Consider the following 15,998-nt stretch of genomic DNA (forward strand, 5'->3'; position numbering starts at 1 on the left):
GCGTCAGCTGTGTATAAGAGACAGGCTATAGGGTTTGGCGGCGTGAGTGGAGCGTATGGGGCGCCGGGGCCGTCGCCGGAGGTCGGTGTGGAGAGGTCCGGGGTCAAGGACCTGTTCGGCGGTGTCGGGTATCTGCTGCGCGGGCTCGGGTGGGTGGCGCGGCGTCCGGCGCAGTGGGTGTTCGGGCTGGTCCCCGCGCTGATCGTGCTGGCCGTGTACGGCGCGGCGCTGGTCTTCCTGGCGTTCCAGGTCGACGGGCTGGCCGGGTGGGTGACCGGGTTCGCGGACGGCTGGTCGGACGCGGCGCGGACGTCGGCTCGGGTGGTCGCCGGGATCGCGATCTTCGGGTCGGCGCTGTTCGTCGCGCTGATCACGTTCACCGCGGTGACGCTGCTGGTCGGGGACCCGTTCTACGAGGCGATCGCGGTGCGGGTCGAGGAGTCGCAGGGCGGTGCGCCGCCGGACCCCGGGGTGCCGCTGATGGTCTCGATCGGGCGGGCGGTCAAGGACACGCTCATCCTCGGGGCCGTCGCGCTGGGGTTCGCCGTGGTGTTCTTCGCGTGCGGGTTCCTGCCCGTGATCGGGCAGACGGTCGTGCCCGTGGTCGCGGGGCTGGTGTCGGGGTACTTCCTGGCGGGCGAGCTGTCGTCGGTGGCGCTGGAGCGGCGCGGAATTCTGCGCAAGGAGCGGTTCGTGCGGATGAGGGCCAACCGTGCGCTGGTGGTCGGGTTCGGTGCCGCGACCGTTGTGGTGTTTCTCATTCCGCTGGGCGCGGTGCTCGCGATGCCGGGTGCGGTGGCGGGTGCCACGCTGATGGCCAGGGAGCGGCTGGCGGGCGGCCCGGAGGGCGAAGAGAGGCTGGTCACGCCGGGTGACGGCGGACCTGCTGCGTATCACTGAGGCGATAGGAAGATGTGTCCAGAGCGTGATTACAGGTCGGGATTCAAGCGCTGATCTTCGCGTAACGTGTGCCGCATGTCCGATCAGGGGGAGCGCGGCGTGCGCTGGACCGATATGAGCGAGAGCGAGCCGCGGGACGAATCCCGCGAGGACCCGCAGGCCGGCGACGACACCGGTCCGCAGGCGGCCTTCCCCGAGCCCAAGGTGCCCGGCGGGTTCATGCCGGCGTTCGAGCCCGCAGCCGGTTCCGGTGAGGGCGGGCGGTCGCACGACGTCTGGGGCAAGATCGAGGAGCCGGACCGGTCGTCCGGTGAGCCGGAGGCCGAGGACGTCCGGGTGGCGCCCGCGCCGGAGGCCGAGTCGCCGCAGTGGGAGGGCGACCTGTTCGACGAGGGCGCCGGTGACGAGCGGGGCGACGAGCGGTACGCTCCCGCGGTCCCCACCGGGGCCGGGCAGCCCGCCAAGCCGGGCAAGCCGAGCAGCGGCAACTGGCAGATGCCGGAGTGGATGGCGGACGAGGCGTCCGCCGACGCCAAGCTCGGCGGCTCTCCCCGTCCGCCGCGCGACGTCCTGGACGGTGGCGGCGGCCGCTCCCGGCTGGTGCTGTTCGGCGGGGTCGGGCTGCTGGTCCTCGCGCTGGTCGCGGCCGGGGCCGTGTACTTCCTGAAGAGCGGCGGCGACGAGCCGGCGGACTCGGGCGGTAACGCGGGACGGACGGCGGAGCAGTCCGAGGCGCCGCAGGCGGAGCTGCCGCCCGACAAGCGGCTCGCGGCGTTCAGCGGCCGGCCGAGCCGGGTGAGCGGGCAGGTCGCCGACGCCCATTCGGGGCTGTCGTACCCGCAGATGGCCGCCCCGTGGAAGGTGCCCACCAAGCAGAACGGGCTGGGCACGGCCGGCTGGTCCGGGCAGCAGATCCTGGTGACGGAGAACCGGGGCGGGCAGATCTGGTACGGCCAGCTGCTCACCGGCACGCTGCACCCGAGCATGGCGGCCGCCTACCAGGGGCCGGAGAGTGTGAAGAACGCCACCGCGGTGGTCGCGCAGGGGTACGAGGCGCAGTACTACGCGTTCCCGCACGAGACGAAGCCGCTGGCGTCGCAGGCCCTGAACGTGGGCGGGCGGCAGGGCTGGCTGATCGCCTCCTACCTGACCTACCAGCGCGACGGGGTGCGGGCGACCGGTGAGGTCGTCGCCACCGCCGTGATCGACACCGGCCGCAAGACGCCCGCCGTGGTGTTCGCGTCGATGCCGAACACGCACAAGCAGATGTGGCCGGACGTCAACACCTTCTTCACCCGCCTGAAGCTCGCGCCCTGACAGACCGAATGCCGTTCTAATAGGCTGTGCCCACTTCTAGGAGAGGTGGGACCATGGCGATCGGGTTGACGGAGGAGCACGAGGCACTGGCCGCGTCCGTGCGCGGGTTCGCCGAGCGGAACATCACGGCGGAGGCCGTCCGCGCGGGGGACGCCGCCGGTTTCTGGCCGGCGCTCGCCGCGCAGGGGCTGCCGGGCCTGCATCTGCCGGAGGACGCGGGCGGGCAGGGCTTCGGGCTCCTTGAGCAGGCCGTCGCCCTGGAGGAGCTGGGTCGCGTCCTCGCCCCGGGGCCGTACGCGCCGACCGTGCTCGCGTCCGCGGCGCTGCACGCCTGCGGGGACGCGAAGCTGCTGCCGGGTCTGGCGGACGGGTCCCGCAAGGCCGCGGTGGGCCTGTCCGGAAGCCTCGACGTGGACGGCTCCAGCGTTTCCGGGACGGTGCAGCCCGTGCTGGGCGCGCCGCTCGCCGACCTGTTCCTGCTTCCGGCCGGGGACCGTTGGGTCGTCCTTGAGCGGGACGAGGTCGTCGTCGGTTCGCTGGAGTCCCTGGACGTCACCCGCCCTGTCGGATCCGTCACGGCCGACGGGGTGACCGTCCCCGACGAGCGTTTCCTGGACGGCGCCGACGTGCAGGCGCTCGCCGTCGTCCTGCTGGGGGCCGAAGCGTGCGGCGTGGCCGGACGTGCCCTTGACGACGCGGTGGCCTACGCCAAGATCCGCGAGCAGTTCGGCCGGCCCATCGGGCAGTTCCAGGGCATCAAGCACAAGTGCGCCCGCATGCTGATCGCGCTGGAGCGGGCGAGGGCGGCCGTGTGGGACGCGGCGCGCGCGCTGGACGAGTCCGAGGAGCAGCGTGCCTACGCCGTCGGCGTCGCCGCGGCGCTGGCCGCGGACGCGGCCGTCACCTGCGCGGAAGGCAACATCCAGGTGCACGGCGGCATCGGCTACACCTACGAGCACGACGCCCACCTGCTCTACCGGCGGGCGCTGACCCTGCGCGCGCTCCTCGGCCGGGCGAGCGGGCACCGCGCGGACGTGGCGGCGCTGGCCGTCGCGGGCGTGCGCCGTCCGATGAGCGTCGACCTGCCGGCGGACGCGGAGCCGGTGCGCGAGGAGATCCGCGCCCGCGTCGCCGAGCTGGCCGCGATGGACCCGTTCGCGCAGCGCGCGGCCATGGCGGAGGGCGGCTGGGTGACCCCGCACCTGCCGAAGCCGTGGGGGCGGAACGCCTCGCCGCTGGAGCAGATCGTCATCCAGCAGGAGCTGAAGGCCGCCAAGGTGCGCCCAGTGCCGCTGATGATCGCGGGCTGGGTCGTCCCGTCGCTGGTCCAGTACGGGACGCGGGAGCAGCAGGAGCGGTTCCTGCCGCCGACGCTGCGCGGCGAGATCATCTGGTGCCAGCTGTTCTCCGAGCCGGGCGCGGGCTCCGACCTGGCCGGGCTGCGCACCCGCGCCGAGCGCGTCGAGGGCGGCTGGAGCATCAGCGGGCAGAAGATCTGGACGTCGCTGGCCCGCGACTCGCAGTGGGGCATCTGCATCGCCCGCACCGACCCCGACCGGCCCAAGCACGACGGGATCACGTACTTCCTGGTGGACATGGCGTCGCCGGGCATCGAGATCCGGCCGCTGCGCGAGTGCACGGGCGACGCCGTCTTCAACGAGGTGTTCCTGGACGGCGTGTTCGTCCCCGACGACCTCGTCGTCGGGCCCGTCAACGCCGGCTGGCGCGTCGCCCGCACCACCCTGGCGAACGAGCGCGTCGGCCTGACCAGCAGCTTCCAGCTCGGCGGGGACCTGCCCAAGCTGCTCGAACTCGCCGCCGGGCTCGGGCTGGCCGACGACCCGGTGGTCCGCGACGGCCTCGGCCGGCTCGCCTGCGACGAGCACTCGTTCAACCTCCTCGGGCTGCGGGCCACGCTGAAGCAGCTGTCGGGCACCGACCCGGGCGCGACGGCGAACGTCCGGAAGCTGGTGGCGATGGAGCACGGCCAGCAGGTCACCGAGTTCGGGTTCACGCTCCTCGGCGAGGAGGGCGCCCTGACCGGCGGCTGGAAGGACGAGCTGCGCGCCCGATGGACCCGCTACCTGCTCGCGTCCCGCGCGATGAGCATCGGCGGCGGGACCACCGAGGTGAACCTCAACGTGATCGGCGAGCGGATTCTCGGCCTGCCGCGGGATCCGGAACCAGTGGGGTGACCGGGGGTGCAGGGGGCGTCCCCCCACGGGGGCACGTGGGGTGAGGTCGGGACGCTCTACACACGCGGGTGGGGTAGCGTCCTGGCGGGCATGAGGGAGCGGACTGCTTGAACGAGCGGGCACGGCATCTGGTGGCCGCGCTGACCGGGCTGGGGCTCGGGCTCGCGGCGCTGGGGCCGGGGCTCGCGCCCGGGTTCGTGCTGTCGTACGACATGGTGTTCGTGCCCGACCCCGCGTTCACCGCCCTGACGTTCGGGCTGACCGGGATCGTGCCGCGGCACGTCCCGAGCGACGCGTTCGCGACCGCGCTCGCCACCGTCCTCCCGGCGGACGCGGCGCAGAAGCTCGTCCTGCTGGCGATCTTCGTGATGGCGTGCACGGCGGCGGCGTCGCTCGTCCCGACGACCCGGCTCCTGCCGCGCCTGGCCGCCGGGGTCTGCTACGCGTGGAACCCGTTCGTCGCCGAGCGGCTCCTGCTCGGCCAGTGGGCGCTGCTCCTCGGCTACGCCGCGCTGCCGTGGGTGGTCGCGGCCGCCGCCGGGCTGCACGACCCCGGCGGCGGGCGGCGGCTCGTGCGGGCCCTGCTCCCGGCCGCCGTCGGCGGGTTCGCGGCGCTGGCCGTCTCGGCCCTGACGGCACTGGCCGTGGCCCTGGTGTCTCCTGGGCGCGACGGGGTCCGGGGAAGGGCGGTCGGTGCGGCGCGGGTCGTGGGCGCCGCGGCGGTGCTGAGCCTTCCGTGGCTGGTCCCGGGGGTGCTCCGCCCGGCGGGGGTGCCGGGGGACGGGTCGGCCGTCGGCCTGTTCGCCGCGCGGGCCGACACGCCGTTCGGGACGCTCGGGAGCCTGCTCCTGCTCGGCGGCGTGTGGAACGGCGAGACGGTGCCGGACGGCTACGGAGCGCCGGTGACCGCGACGATCTGGCTGGCCGTGGTGGTCGCGGCGCTGGCGGCCTACTGGAAGTGGTGCCGGGAGCCCCGGTGGCGGCGCGGTCTGACCGCGGCGGCCGCCGCCGGGTTCGCGGTGGCGGCGCTGGGGGCGGTCGCGGCACCGGCCCTTGAGGGCGTGATCGGTCTCTGGCCCGGGTTCGCGGTCTTCCGGGACGGCCAGCAGTACGCGGCGCCGCTGGCCGTGGCGGTCGCGGTGGGCCTCGGGACGGCCGCCGACCGGGCCGCCGAGGCGCGGCTGCCGGGCGTGGCCGTCGCCGCGGTGGCGGTTCCGGTGATCCTGCTGCCGACGCTGGCGTGGGGCGCGGCGGGCGAGCTGCGGGCCGTCCGCTATCCGGACGACTGGGCGCGGGCGCGGCAGATCATCCACGCGGACCCGGCCGAGGGGGACGTGCTCGTGCTGCCGTGGGCGGCGTACCGGAGCTACCCCTGGAATGACGGGCGCCGCGTCCTCGACCCGCTGCCCCGCTACCTGCACCGCCGCGTCATCGTGGACGACGCCGTCAGCGTCGGGACCGCCGGCGGGACCACCACCGTCGCGCCGGAGGACCCGCGGGCCGTCCGCCTGGCACCGGCGGCCCGCACCGGCGCCCCTCCCGTGGAGACCCTGCGCGCCGAGGGGATCCGGTACGTCGTGGTCGACGCCGAGATCGGGTCGCAGCGTCCGTCCGGACCCGCCGTCGAGGTGCTGCGCGGGCCCGACCTGGCCGTCTACCGGATCGACGGAACCGCCGCGAGTCCCGGGGACGGCGTGCCGGTCGCGCCGGTCGTGGCGGGATGGGCCATCGCGAGTCTGGTCGTTTTCTGGTCATTCCTGGCGACAGGTACTACTCTGAGCCTTCCGTTACTCGGCAGTACTAAACCCCGCAGCATTCCCCCTCGAAGAAGGACCCCCTGATGCGCATCGCCATCGCCGCAGTGGTCGGCGTCCTGCTCGCCGCCGGAGCGTCGTTCGGCACGGTCCAGCTCGTGGACAACTCCCAGAAGGACCCCGTGATCAAGCCGCTGTACAACTACGGCTCCCGCTGACGCGCAGGCCCCGATGCTGACGCGTAGGCCCTGATGGGTAGGCCCCTTGGGACCCGGCGAGACCGCTCCCCCCTCCTGGAGATCGTCGTTCCCGCCTACAACGAGGCCGACCGGCTTCCGGAGGGGCTCGGCGTGCTCTGCGGCAAGCTCGCCGGCCTCCAGGTGCGCGCGGAGGTCGTCGTCGTGGACAACGCCAGCACCGACGGCACCGGCGAGATCGTCCGGTCCTGGCGGGGGCCGGTGCCCGTGCGGCTGGTGCGCTGCGAGCGCCGGGGCAAGGGAGCGGCGGTCCGCGCGGGACTGCTGGAGACGCGCGCTCCTTATGTAGGATTCATGGACGCCGATATGGCGACAGACCTCGCCGCGCTGGACGAAGCCATCGTCCTGCTGCGGGAGGGCCGCCCGGTCGTGGTCGGGTCAAGGCGCCACGGTCGGTCGGTCGTCCAAGGATACGCCGTGCCGCTGCGGCGGCTCGGTGCCATCGCGTTCAACCGCGCCGTCCGCGATCTCGTGGGCGGCATCGCCGACACGCAGTGCGGGTTCAAGTTCTTCGACGGGCCGCTGGCGCGCGCGGCGGCGGCGGATCTGCGTACGGACGGCTTCTCGTTCGACGTCGAGCTCCTCGCGCACTGCGTCCGGCGGGGCGCGTCCGTGACGGCGATCCCGGTGGTGTGGCGCGACCGCCCGGGCTCGACGTTCTCGGTCCGGCGGCACTCGCTGCAGTGCCTGCTCGACCTGACGCGGATCCGGCTGCGCGCCGGGTTCCGGCTGCCCTCCGTGCCCGCGGCGCCGGTCAATCCGGTCGTGCCCGCCCGGGCGATCTTCGCCGACTCGAAGGCGGACCCGATCGTCCTGGACAACGGCCTGCCGTCGACGCCCACCGCACAGTCGGGATGAACGAGACCTCCCCGGACACTGGCACGACTCCCGCGAGACTCCGGCTGGCGGTCGTCAACTGGCGGGATCCGTGGCATCCCGCCGCGGGCGGCGCCGAGGTCTACGCGTGGGAACTCGCGCGGAGGTTCGCCGCCGACGGCTCCCGCGTCCACTACGTCACGTGCAGAGCGCCCGGGCAGAAACGCCGTGAACGCGTCGAGGACGTTGAGTTCGTGCGGCTCGGCGGGCGCTTCACCGTCTACCCCCTCGTTCTCCTGTGGCTGCTGGCTCGCCGCCTGGGCCGGCCGTCACGCAGGCGGGCCCGCTCGTTCGACGCGGTCATCGACTGCCAGAACGGCATCCCCTTCTTCACCCCGTGGGTCGTCCCTCGCCGCGTGCGGGTGGTCTGCGTCATCCACCATGTGCACGACGCCCAGTTCGACCTGTACTTCCCGCGATGGCTGGCCTGGCTAGGACGCGTGCTGGAGGGCCCGGTGAGCCGCTGGACGTACCGTCGGCACGCGTTCGCCGTCGTCTCACCGTCCACGCTGCGCGCGGTCCGGGAACGGCTGGGCTGGACGGGACCGGCCTATGTCGTCCCCAACGGGACGGCGGTCGCCGGGCCCGGCGGGGTGCTCGCCGAGCCCGCCGGAGACCCGGACCTGGTCTGCGTCACCCGGCTCGTCCCGCACAAGCGCCTCGACCTCCTCCTCGACCTCGCGGGGCGGCTCGCGGAGACCCGCCCGGGGCTGCGGCTGCACATCGTCGGGGACGGTCCGGAGGCGCCCGCGCTGGCCGCCGGGATCGCCGAGCGCGGCCTGGACGGCGTCGTCATCGCGCACGGCTACGTCGCCGAGGAGGTCAAGGCCGCCCTCGTCGCCCGCGCCGACCTGCACCTCAGCACGTCCCAGGGCGAGGGCTGGGGCCTCAGCGTGATCGAGGCCGCCGCGCTCGGCGTCCCGACCGTCGCCCACGACGTGGACGGCCTGCGCGACGCCGTCCGCGACACGGTCACCGGATGGCTCGTCCACTCCGGCGACGACCAGGCCGACGTCGTCGAACGGGCGCTCAAGGAACTCGCCGACCCCGCGCGCCGCGCGGAGATCGCCGCCGCCTGCCGGGCGTGGGCCGGGCAGTTCGACTGGGCGCGGACGGCGGGCCGGATGCGCGGCCTCCTCACCGCCGAACCCGCGCCGGCGGACGACTTCGCACTTCCGGGCCGGCGGTACGGTGACGGGCACCCGGGCTGACATCCCCGGGGCGGGCAGAAAGGGGCAGAGCGCGAGCATGGCCGTGGGAGAGGCGAATCCGCCCCGCGCCGGCACGCCCCGACAGCCCGTCCCCGGCGGCGGGCCGCCGGACGGCGCGGACATCGGCGAGCGGCTGCGGGAGCGGCTGCGCGTCCTGGCCTGCTGCCTGACGCTCGTCGCGATCGCGTTCAGCACCCGGCCCGGCGAGATCCTCGCCGACACCAAGATCGACATGGCGGTGAACCCGCTCGGGTTCCTGGGGCGCGCCCTGCACCTGTGGGACCCGGAGCAGTTCGGCCAGCTGCAGAACCAGGCCGTCGGCTACCTGTTCCCGATGGGCCCGTTCTTCGCGCTCGGCGACGTCGCCGGGATGCCCGCGTGGATCACGCAGCGGCTCTGGACGTCGCTGCTGCTGTGCCTCGCGTTCGTCGGGACCTACCGGCTGGCCGGGCGGCTCGGCCTCGGCGGTTCCGGCGCCGCGTCGTCCGTGCCGCGCATGTTCGCCGCGATGGCCTACGCGCTCGCCCCGAGCGGGCTGGCGACGCTCGGGCAGATCTCCTCGGAGTACATGCCGGTCGCGATGCTGCCGTGGATCGTGCTGCCGCTGGTCGGCGCGGCGTCCGGGGAGAGCGGGCGGCTGCGGGCCGCCGCCCGGTCGGGGCTGGCGATCGCCTGCTGCGGCGGCATCAACGCGACCGCGACCGTCGCCGTCCTGGTCGTCCCGTTCCTGTACATCGCGACGCGGCCGCGCGGGTCGTTCCGGCCGCGGCTGCTCGCGTGGTGGTCGGCGGCCACGGCCGCGGCGACGGCCTGGTGGCTGGTCCCGCTGCTGCTCACCGGCACGTACGGGTTCTCGTGGCTCACCTACACCGAGCGGGCCGAGACGACGACCGGGCCCACCGGCCTGATCAACGTGCTGCGCGGCGCGGAGCGCTGGGTCAACTACCTGATCATCGACGGGCAGGTGGGGTGGCCGGTCGGGTTCGCGCTCTCGGTCAGCCCGGTGCCGATCATCTGCACCGGCGTGGTCGCGGCGCTCGGCCTGGCGGGCCTGCTCGGCCGGCTGCTGCCGGAGCGGACGTTCCTGCTGGTCACGCTGCTGGCCGGGCTGGCGATCCTGTCCGCCGGGCACCTCAGCGACGTCCCCGGCCCGCTGGCCGGGCAGCTGCGCGACCTGCTGGACGGTCCGCTCGGGCCGCTGCGCAACCTGCACAAGTTCGACGCGGTGGTACGGCTGCCGCTCGCGCTCGGCCTGGCGCATCTGCTCGTCGTGGCGACCGGCCGGAGCCGGGAGGGCCGGGTCCGCAGCCTCGGCACCGGGTCGCCGCTGGGCGGCGGAGCGTGGAAGACCCTGGTCAGCCTGCCCGTCCTCGCCGCCGTCGCGATCGGCGGCATCGGGCTCACCGCCGTCTCGCGCGGGCTGAGCGGGCCGGGGGAGTTCCAGGACGTCCCCCGGTACTGGCGGGACGCGGCGTCCTGGATCAACGCGCGGGCGGGGCAGCAGGGCGTGCTGGCCGTGCCGGGCGCGCCGTTCGGCGAGTACCTGTGGGGCCGGCCGATGGACGACATCGTCCAGCCGCTGCTGACGGCGCGGTGGGGCGTCCGGCAGCTCGTCCCCGCCGGTTCCCCCGGCTACACCCGCGCGCTGGACGCGATCGACCTGCAGGTCCGGTCGGGGCAGGGGTCGCCGGGGCTGAGCGAGTTCCTCGGCCGGATGGGCATCCGGTACGTGCTGGTCCGCAACGACCTGCGCCGCGAGACGCTGCGCGGCGCGTGGCCGTCCCGCGTCAACCAGGCCCTGGAGGGGTCGCCCGGCCTGCGCCGGGTCGCCGCGTTCGGTCAGCCGGTGGGCTGGGACAACGGCGACGCGGTGTCGGCCCTCGACCAGCCGCGGCCCGCGCTGGAGGTCTTCGAGGTCGAGGGCGCCGAGGCCGTCGCGAACCTCGCCGCCGCGTCCGATCCCGTCCGCGTGTACGGGGGACCGGAGTCGCTGCTCGCCATGGCGGACGACGGCGCGCTCCCCGCGGGACCCGTCCTGCTGAACGGCGACGCCCCCGATCTCCAGGGCTCTCCCGTGGTGACCGACTCGCCGCGGCTGATCCGCCGCAACTTCGGCGAGCTGCACCAGACGTCCCCGACGCTGTCCGCGCGGCACCGGCGGCAGGCCACCGACGTCCTCGACGAGGGCTGGAAGCGGTACGCCACCCATGTGGGCTACGGCGGCGGCGTCCGCGACATCACGGCTTCCTCCTCGGCGGCGGACGAGGACACGTTCGCGCAGTCGCAGAAGCCGGCCGCGTACCCCTACGCCGCGTTCGACGGGAACCAGTTCACCGCCTGGGAGACCGGCGGGTGGGACGGCCCGGTCGGGCAGTGGCTGCGCGTCGACTTCGACGCGCCGCGGGACGTGGGCAGCCTGACGGCGGCGTTCGTCCAGAACCCCGCGCTGGGCCCGCCGGTCGGGCGGGTCCGGGTCGAGACCGAGGGCGGGGCGGTGGAGCAGGACGTCCAGCGGACGGCGCTGGCCCAGCCGCTCCGCGTGCCGGACGGCCCCACCCGCTGGCTGCGGCTGCGCATCACGGGCCTCACGTCGAAGGCGGCCGTGCCGGACTTCGCGCGCGCGGCCGTGTCCGAGGTGGCGATCGGCGGGGTCCAGCCGACCCGCACGTTCACGATGCCCGCGCCGTCCGGGGTCGACGGCCCGGCCACGTACGTGATGAACCGGCGGCCCGGGGCCAGGGACGAGTGCATGGAGGGCGAGCAGCGCTGGGTGTGCTCGGAGGACCTCGGTGCCGATGACGAGGAGGGAGCCGCCTTCGACCGGACGTTCACGTCCGCGACGTCCGGCAAGGCCCCCATCACCGGCACGGCCGTCCTCACCGACCTGGCGCTGATCGGCCGGTACACGAGCGTCGACGGCCAGCCTGCCGTCACCGCCAGTTCGGCGATCTCCGGCCACCCGGCCGCCCAGGCGCGGTCGGGCTTCGACGGCGACCCGGCGACGACCTGGATCGCGTCGGAGGACGAGAGCACCCCCGTCTTCAGCGTCCGGTGGCAGCGCCGCACGCGGGTCTCCGCGATCACCCTCCAGCGTCCGCCCAGCGTGTCCGGCCCGATCCGGGTGCAGGTCGAGGGGGGCCGCGGCGAAGTCCGGGAGGGGCTGGCGGACGCCGCGGGCCGGCTGTCGTTCGCCCCGATGACCACCGACCGGCTGAAGATCACCTTCTTCCGGGGCGGCCAGATCCAGCCCGTCCAGCTCACCGACCTGGTCATCGCGGGCGTGGATCCGATGCCCGACGTGCGCGCCTACCCGCTCAAGCTGCGGTGCGGGTACGGGCCGAAACTCCTCGCCGGCGGGGCCGGGGCGCAGGCCGCCATCCAGACGGAGGCCACCGGCACGCTCGGCGACCTGCTCGCGGGCCGCCCTTTGAAGTTCAGCGCGTGCAAGCAGGCAAATCTCAAGGAGGGCGCGAACCGGCTGTCGGGCATGCCCCTCGACTCCTACCGGATCGACACGGCGACGGTCGGCGCCAAGCCCGCGGAGGAGACCGGGGCCCGGCCGCCGCAGCCGGTCAAGATCCTCAGCTGGGGAGCGGGCACCCGCCGGCTGGAGGTGGAAGCCGCGGCGGCCTCGTTCCTCACCGTGAACGAGAACTTCAACGACGGGTGGACCGCGACCGTCGGCGGCCGCGAACTGCGGCCCGTCCGGCTCGACGGATGGAAGCAGGGCTGGCTGGTCCCCGCGGGCACCGCCGGCGCCGTCGAGCTGACCTACGGTCCCGACCGGGCGCAGCGGGTCGCGGTCGTCGCCGGCCTCAACCTGCTCATCCTGCTGCTGATCGTCGCGGTCTGGCCCGCCCGGCGCGGGTCCGGCGACCGCCGCGGTCCGCTGCCGCGGCCGGGGCGGACGCCGGTGGCCGGTACCGGATGGCCCGCCTGGGCGGCGATCGGGCTCGCGGCCGCGATCGGCGGCTGGGTCGCCGGGCTGCCCGGCCTGGCCGTCGCGGTCGGCGTCGCCGCCGTCTGCGGCTGGGCGCGCACCCGCCGGTCCGCCGTCGTGCGGGCCGTGGCGTCGCCGTGGACGATCGCGATCGCGATGCTCGCCGGGACGGGATGCCTCGCCGCCGGCGCCTGGTTCGACCTGATCGAGAACCCCGCCGCGCCGTCCGGCCCCCTGGGGGACGTCGCGCCCCAGCTGCTCGGCCTCGTCATCGCCGGGCGCATCGCCGCGGAACTGTGGCGGCCGCGGCCGCCGGGCGGCGACTCGCGCGGGCCGATCGCGCTCAGCTGGACGGCTCCCGGGCAGGGGCCCGGCGGGGACGGTCCCGGCGGGTCAGCCGCTGGACCGGACGCTCCAGCAGGTAGTAGCTCGCGGTCGCCGCTGCGATGGTCGCCGCGGTCAACAGGGGCAAATCCGTTGCCACGTCCCCCCGGAACACCCGGTCCGTCGCCTCGTACCAACCGACGATGATCAGCAGCTGCCACAGGAAGACGCCGTAGGAGATCCGGCCGAGGAACCCCATCACCGGGTTGGCGAGGGCGGCGCCGAGCGCCGGGTGCCCCGCGGGCGCCAGCGCCACCGGGGCGAGCAGCGCCGCCGCGCACAGCCCGCCCACGACCAGGTGCAGGGTGGACGTCCAGAACCCGTTCGGTATCAGCAGGGTGAGCGGGCCGGTCGCGGGCGTGGCCGCCACCACGTAGAGCATCGCGGCGGCCACCCAGCACGCCGCCCACGAGTCCGACACGGCCCGGCACACCACCGCCACGGGGCGCCGCTCGTCCAGCCGGGCCCACACCGTCACCACCGCGAGCGCCATCCCGATCGCGAACCAGACGAAGAACCTCGGCAGCCACAGGCCCAGCTCCGGGTTCCGCTCCGGGAAGAACATCAGGGCCGTGTAGGGGAAGGACAGCGCGGCGTACACGCCGATGCCGACCAGGAGGCGCTTCGCCCGGACGCCGACGTCGTTGGTGCGCTTCCGCCGCGCGTACCAGCCGAGGACCGCCGCCGTGAACGGCAGCGAGACGTACCAGGCGACCTCGACCACCAGGCTCCACAGCTGCCCCAGATGCGCCGGGCCGAGCCCGCTCTCCCACCACATGTCGGGAAAGTAGGTCTGCGCGACGGTGAGGAGGGAGACCCACGTGACGGGGTCGCCGATGTGGTCCCGCCCCGCCGTGACCATGAAGCAGATGATCACGGCCCAGTAGGCGGGCATGATGCGGAACACGCGCTTGCGCAGGTAGAGACCGATGCGCGGGGCGGCCCGCCCGTCGAGGACCGCCGCCGCCCACGGACGGTAGAGCAGGAGCCCGGACAGGGCGAAGAAGACGGGGACGCCGACCTGGCCGCCGTTGAACAGCCACCCCATGGTGTCCTCTTTGGTGAGGGTGCCGGCCGTGGAGGCGACGTGGTACACGAGGATGCTGAGCGCCGCGACAGCGCGCACGCCTTCGAGCGTGGGCTGGTGCCCGGAGATGGGCGGCGGCGCCGGCCGGGCGGTCTGCGCGGCGGGTCTCACGTGCCCTTCTTCCTGAGGACGAGCACGAGGTTCCAGGTGGCGAACTCCCGCAGCCCCGGGACGTGGACGATCCATCCGCCCCAGCGCGGGTGGTAGCGGGGCCGGATGTCGACGACGTCCGCGTCCTCGCGCCCGCGCGCCCACCGCATGGCCGCCGACACCGACACCGGATGCAGGCTGTGCCCGTACCTGTTCTTCGGCGGGCGGCCGTTCCGGCGCTCGTACCTGCGGGCGGCCCGGTCGCCGCCGAGGTAGTGCCACGGCGAGGTCTCGTGCCCGCCCCACGGGGACAGCCAGTTGGTGAACGAGAGGAACACCGTCCCGCCGGGGCGGACCACGCGGAGCATCTCGTCCGCCATCCGCCACGGATCGGGGACGTGCTCCAGCACGTTCGACGAGAAGCACACGTCGGCGGAGCCGGTGCGGAACGGGAGCGCGAGGGCGGACCCGACGAACGTGTTCCGCGCTGTTCCGTCGTGCGCGGTCAGCGCGGCAAGGTCGTGGTCGATGCCCGCGCATCGCGCTCCGGCCGCGGTCAGCGCGTGCGCGAAGAAGCCCGAACCCGTCCCGACGTCGATGACCGTCGCGCCGGCCAGGTCGGTGTACGCGCCGAGCTGCGCCACGGTGTCACGTGCCATCAGCTCGTAGAAGTAACCGGGATCGGTGTTCTCGCGCCGGAACGCGCTCAGCAGCCGCACCGACCGCGCCAGCGTGGCCCGGTGCGGAAGGGGGGCGCGGTCCCCGGGAACGGGTGACAGCCGGTCCGGCGTGGGGGGCGCCGAGGTCATCGCCACCTCGCTGTGTTCGGGGCCCCGTCCGGTCCGAAGGCCGATGTGGGCTTCGCGGATCGGGGCTGAGCTGCGGAAGGGAGCTTACCGGCCAGTACGGCGTCCTGTAGGGTAACGCGCACCTGCCGACAAAAGGCCTCCCCGGCCCGCGATTCACGGCATACCCCCCGGAGGTATTTATGCGGCGACCGATCGGACTGCTCCTGATCGGCCTTGGCGCGTTCTTCCTGACGCTCGCGCCCCTGGTCCGTTTCTATGTGGCCGAGCAGGTCATTGTCGCGCCGTTGAACCGCTACCAGGTGACGCTCCTGGAGTCGGAGAACGCCACGTACTTCGACCAGGCCGACCTCAAGACCAAGACGGGCGTCACCCTCCAGGCGAAGAGCACCGTCCGCGGCGACGTCCGCGCCAACGAGGGCGACGACGACATCGCCGTCTGGGACTCGACGACCAACATCTACGACGCGGACAACCCCGACAACCCCATCCAGATCCAGGCGTACCGGCTCGCCTTCGACCGGCGGACGAGCGTCCTGACCGACTGCTGCGGCACGAACGTCGACGGCGACAGCGGCGTCCGGATGGCGGGGAGCTACGGGCTGCTGCTGCCCCTCGGGAACGTCGAGAAGAAGGACTACCCGGTCTTCGACACGACGACCAAGCAGATCGCGCCGATGGAGTTCAACGCCGTCGAGAAGGTCCACGGGCTCACGACCTACCGCTTCACCCAGACGATCCCGCTGACCAAGACCGCCGAGATGGACACCAAGCTGCCGGCCAAGATGCTCGGCCTGCCCGACGACGCCGGCGACCAGAAGGTGGCCCGCTACACCGAGGCGTACAACACGGTCTGGGTGGACCCCCGCACCGGAGTGCCGGTCAAGCACCGCAGGAACATCCGCAGCACCGTCCAGACCGAGGACGGCAAGGGCAAGATGATCGCCGCGCAGGCTGACCTGATCACCGTCGACAAGGACCAGAAGGCCGCGGTCGACGTGGCGAACAGCACCGCACTGAAGATCAACATGGTGCGCAGCTTCATCCCCGGCGGCGCGATCCTCATCGGCCTGACCCTGCTGTTCGTCGGCGGGTTCCTCGGCCTGGCCGGCGGCCGGGTCCTGCCGGCGCCGGTGGCCCCGCGCCGCTCCGACGGCAAGTTCGGCGACCCCGGCACCCCC

10 protein-coding genes and 1 pseudogene are annotated in these 15,998 nt (G+C 73.9%); 9 read left to right on the top strand and 2 right to left on the bottom strand.

The window, feature by feature from the left end; genetic code table 11:
* The first annotated feature begins 87 nt into the window (after nt 1-87).
* The 8 genes and pseudogenes from E1266_RS26540 to E1266_RS39580 all read left to right on the top strand — a co-directional run.
* Entirely contained in the window at nt 88-900 is an 813-nt protein-coding gene (locus tag E1266_RS26540) for an EI24 domain-containing protein (RefSeq protein ID WP_132051503.1), read from the top strand.
* A 75-nt stretch (nt 901-975) separates the two neighbouring features.
* On the top strand, nt 976-2,217 hold the full coding sequence (locus E1266_RS26545) for a hypothetical protein (RefSeq protein WP_132051505.1): 1,242 nt from the start codon (nt 976-978) through the stop codon (nt 2,215-2,217).
* A gap of 53 nt (nt 2,218-2,270) precedes the next feature.
* Complete coding sequence (locus E1266_RS26550) at nt 2,271-4,412, top strand: acyl-CoA dehydrogenase (protein ID WP_132051507.1); 2,142 nt, start codon at nt 2,271-2,273, stop codon at nt 4,410-4,412.
* A 107-nt stretch (nt 4,413-4,519) separates the two neighbouring features.
* Complete coding sequence (locus E1266_RS26555; protein WP_132051509.1) at nt 4,520-6,253, top strand: hypothetical protein; 1,734 nt, start codon at nt 4,520-4,522, stop codon at nt 6,251-6,253.
* Nucleotides 6,253-6,384 (top strand): hypothetical protein, encoded by a 132-nt coding sequence (locus E1266_RS39920; RefSeq protein ID WP_268248556.1) that lies wholly within the window; start codon nt 6,253-6,255, stop codon nt 6,382-6,384. The genes E1266_RS26555 and E1266_RS39920 overlap by 1 nt, the downstream gene beginning before the upstream one ends.
* 33 nt (nt 6,385-6,417) lie before the next feature.
* Entirely contained in the window at nt 6,418-7,281 is an 864-nt protein-coding gene (locus E1266_RS26560) for a glycosyltransferase (RefSeq protein WP_132051511.1), read from the top strand.
* Entirely contained in the window at nt 7,278-8,510 is a 1,233-nt protein-coding gene (locus E1266_RS26565) for a glycosyltransferase family 4 protein (RefSeq protein ID WP_132051513.1), read from the top strand. Before E1266_RS26560 ends, E1266_RS26565 begins: the two co-directional genes overlap by 4 nt.
* 37 nt (nt 8,511-8,547) lie before the next feature.
* Nucleotides 8,548-10,665 (top strand): annotated as a pseudogene (locus E1266_RS39580) (alpha-(1->3)-arabinofuranosyltransferase family protein); the annotation flags it as partial.
* A 2,128-nt stretch (nt 10,666-12,793) separates the two neighbouring features.
* Here the strand turns inward: E1266_RS39580 and E1266_RS39585 are convergent.
* Together E1266_RS39585 and E1266_RS26580 are read right to left on the bottom strand one after the other, a co-directional pair.
* Nucleotides 12,794-14,032, bottom strand: coding sequence for an acyltransferase (locus tag E1266_RS39585; protein WP_243718908.1), 1,239 nt, complete (start codon nt 14,030-14,032; stop codon nt 12,794-12,796).
* Nucleotides 14,029-14,820, bottom strand: coding sequence for a class I SAM-dependent methyltransferase (locus tag E1266_RS26580; RefSeq protein ID WP_132051519.1), 792 nt, complete (start codon nt 14,818-14,820; stop codon nt 14,029-14,031). Before E1266_RS26580 ends, E1266_RS39585 begins: the two co-directional genes overlap by 4 nt.
* A 179-nt stretch (nt 14,821-14,999) precedes the next feature.
* Here E1266_RS26580 and E1266_RS26585 point away from each other — a divergent pair.
* On the top strand, nt 15,000-15,998 hold a 999-nt coding region (locus E1266_RS26585; protein ID WP_132051521.1), incomplete at its 3' end, for a DUF3068 domain-containing protein.

Origin of the sequence: Actinomadura sp. 7K534 (assembly GCF_004348575.1) — a bacterium.
In the GTDB taxonomy this organism is placed as follows: domain Bacteria; phylum Actinomycetota; class Actinomycetes; order Streptosporangiales; family Streptosporangiaceae; genus Spirillospora; species Spirillospora livida.

Excerpts from the sequence above, each read along its gene's own strand:
- E1266_RS26560 (WP_132051511.1), top strand. The coding sequence starts at position 6,418 with ATGGGTAGGCCCCTTGGGACCCGGCGAGACCGCTCCCCCCTCCTGGAG.
- E1266_RS39920 (WP_268248556.1), top strand. The coding sequence starts at position 6,253 with ATGCGCATCGCCATCGCCGCAGTGGTCGGCGTCCTGCTCGCCGCCGGA.
- E1266_RS26580 (WP_132051519.1), bottom strand. The coding sequence starts at position 14,820 with ATGACCTCGGCGCCCCCCACGCCGGACCGGCTGTCACCCGTTCCCGGG.
- E1266_RS26565 (WP_132051513.1), top strand. The coding sequence starts at position 7,278 with ATGAACGAGACCTCCCCGGACACTGGCACGACTCCCGCGAGACTCCGG.
- E1266_RS26545 (WP_132051505.1), top strand. The coding sequence starts at position 976 with ATGTCCGATCAGGGGGAGCGCGGCGTGCGCTGGACCGATATGAGCGAG.
- E1266_RS26550 (WP_132051507.1), top strand. The coding sequence starts at position 2,271 with ATGGCGATCGGGTTGACGGAGGAGCACGAGGCACTGGCCGCGTCCGTG.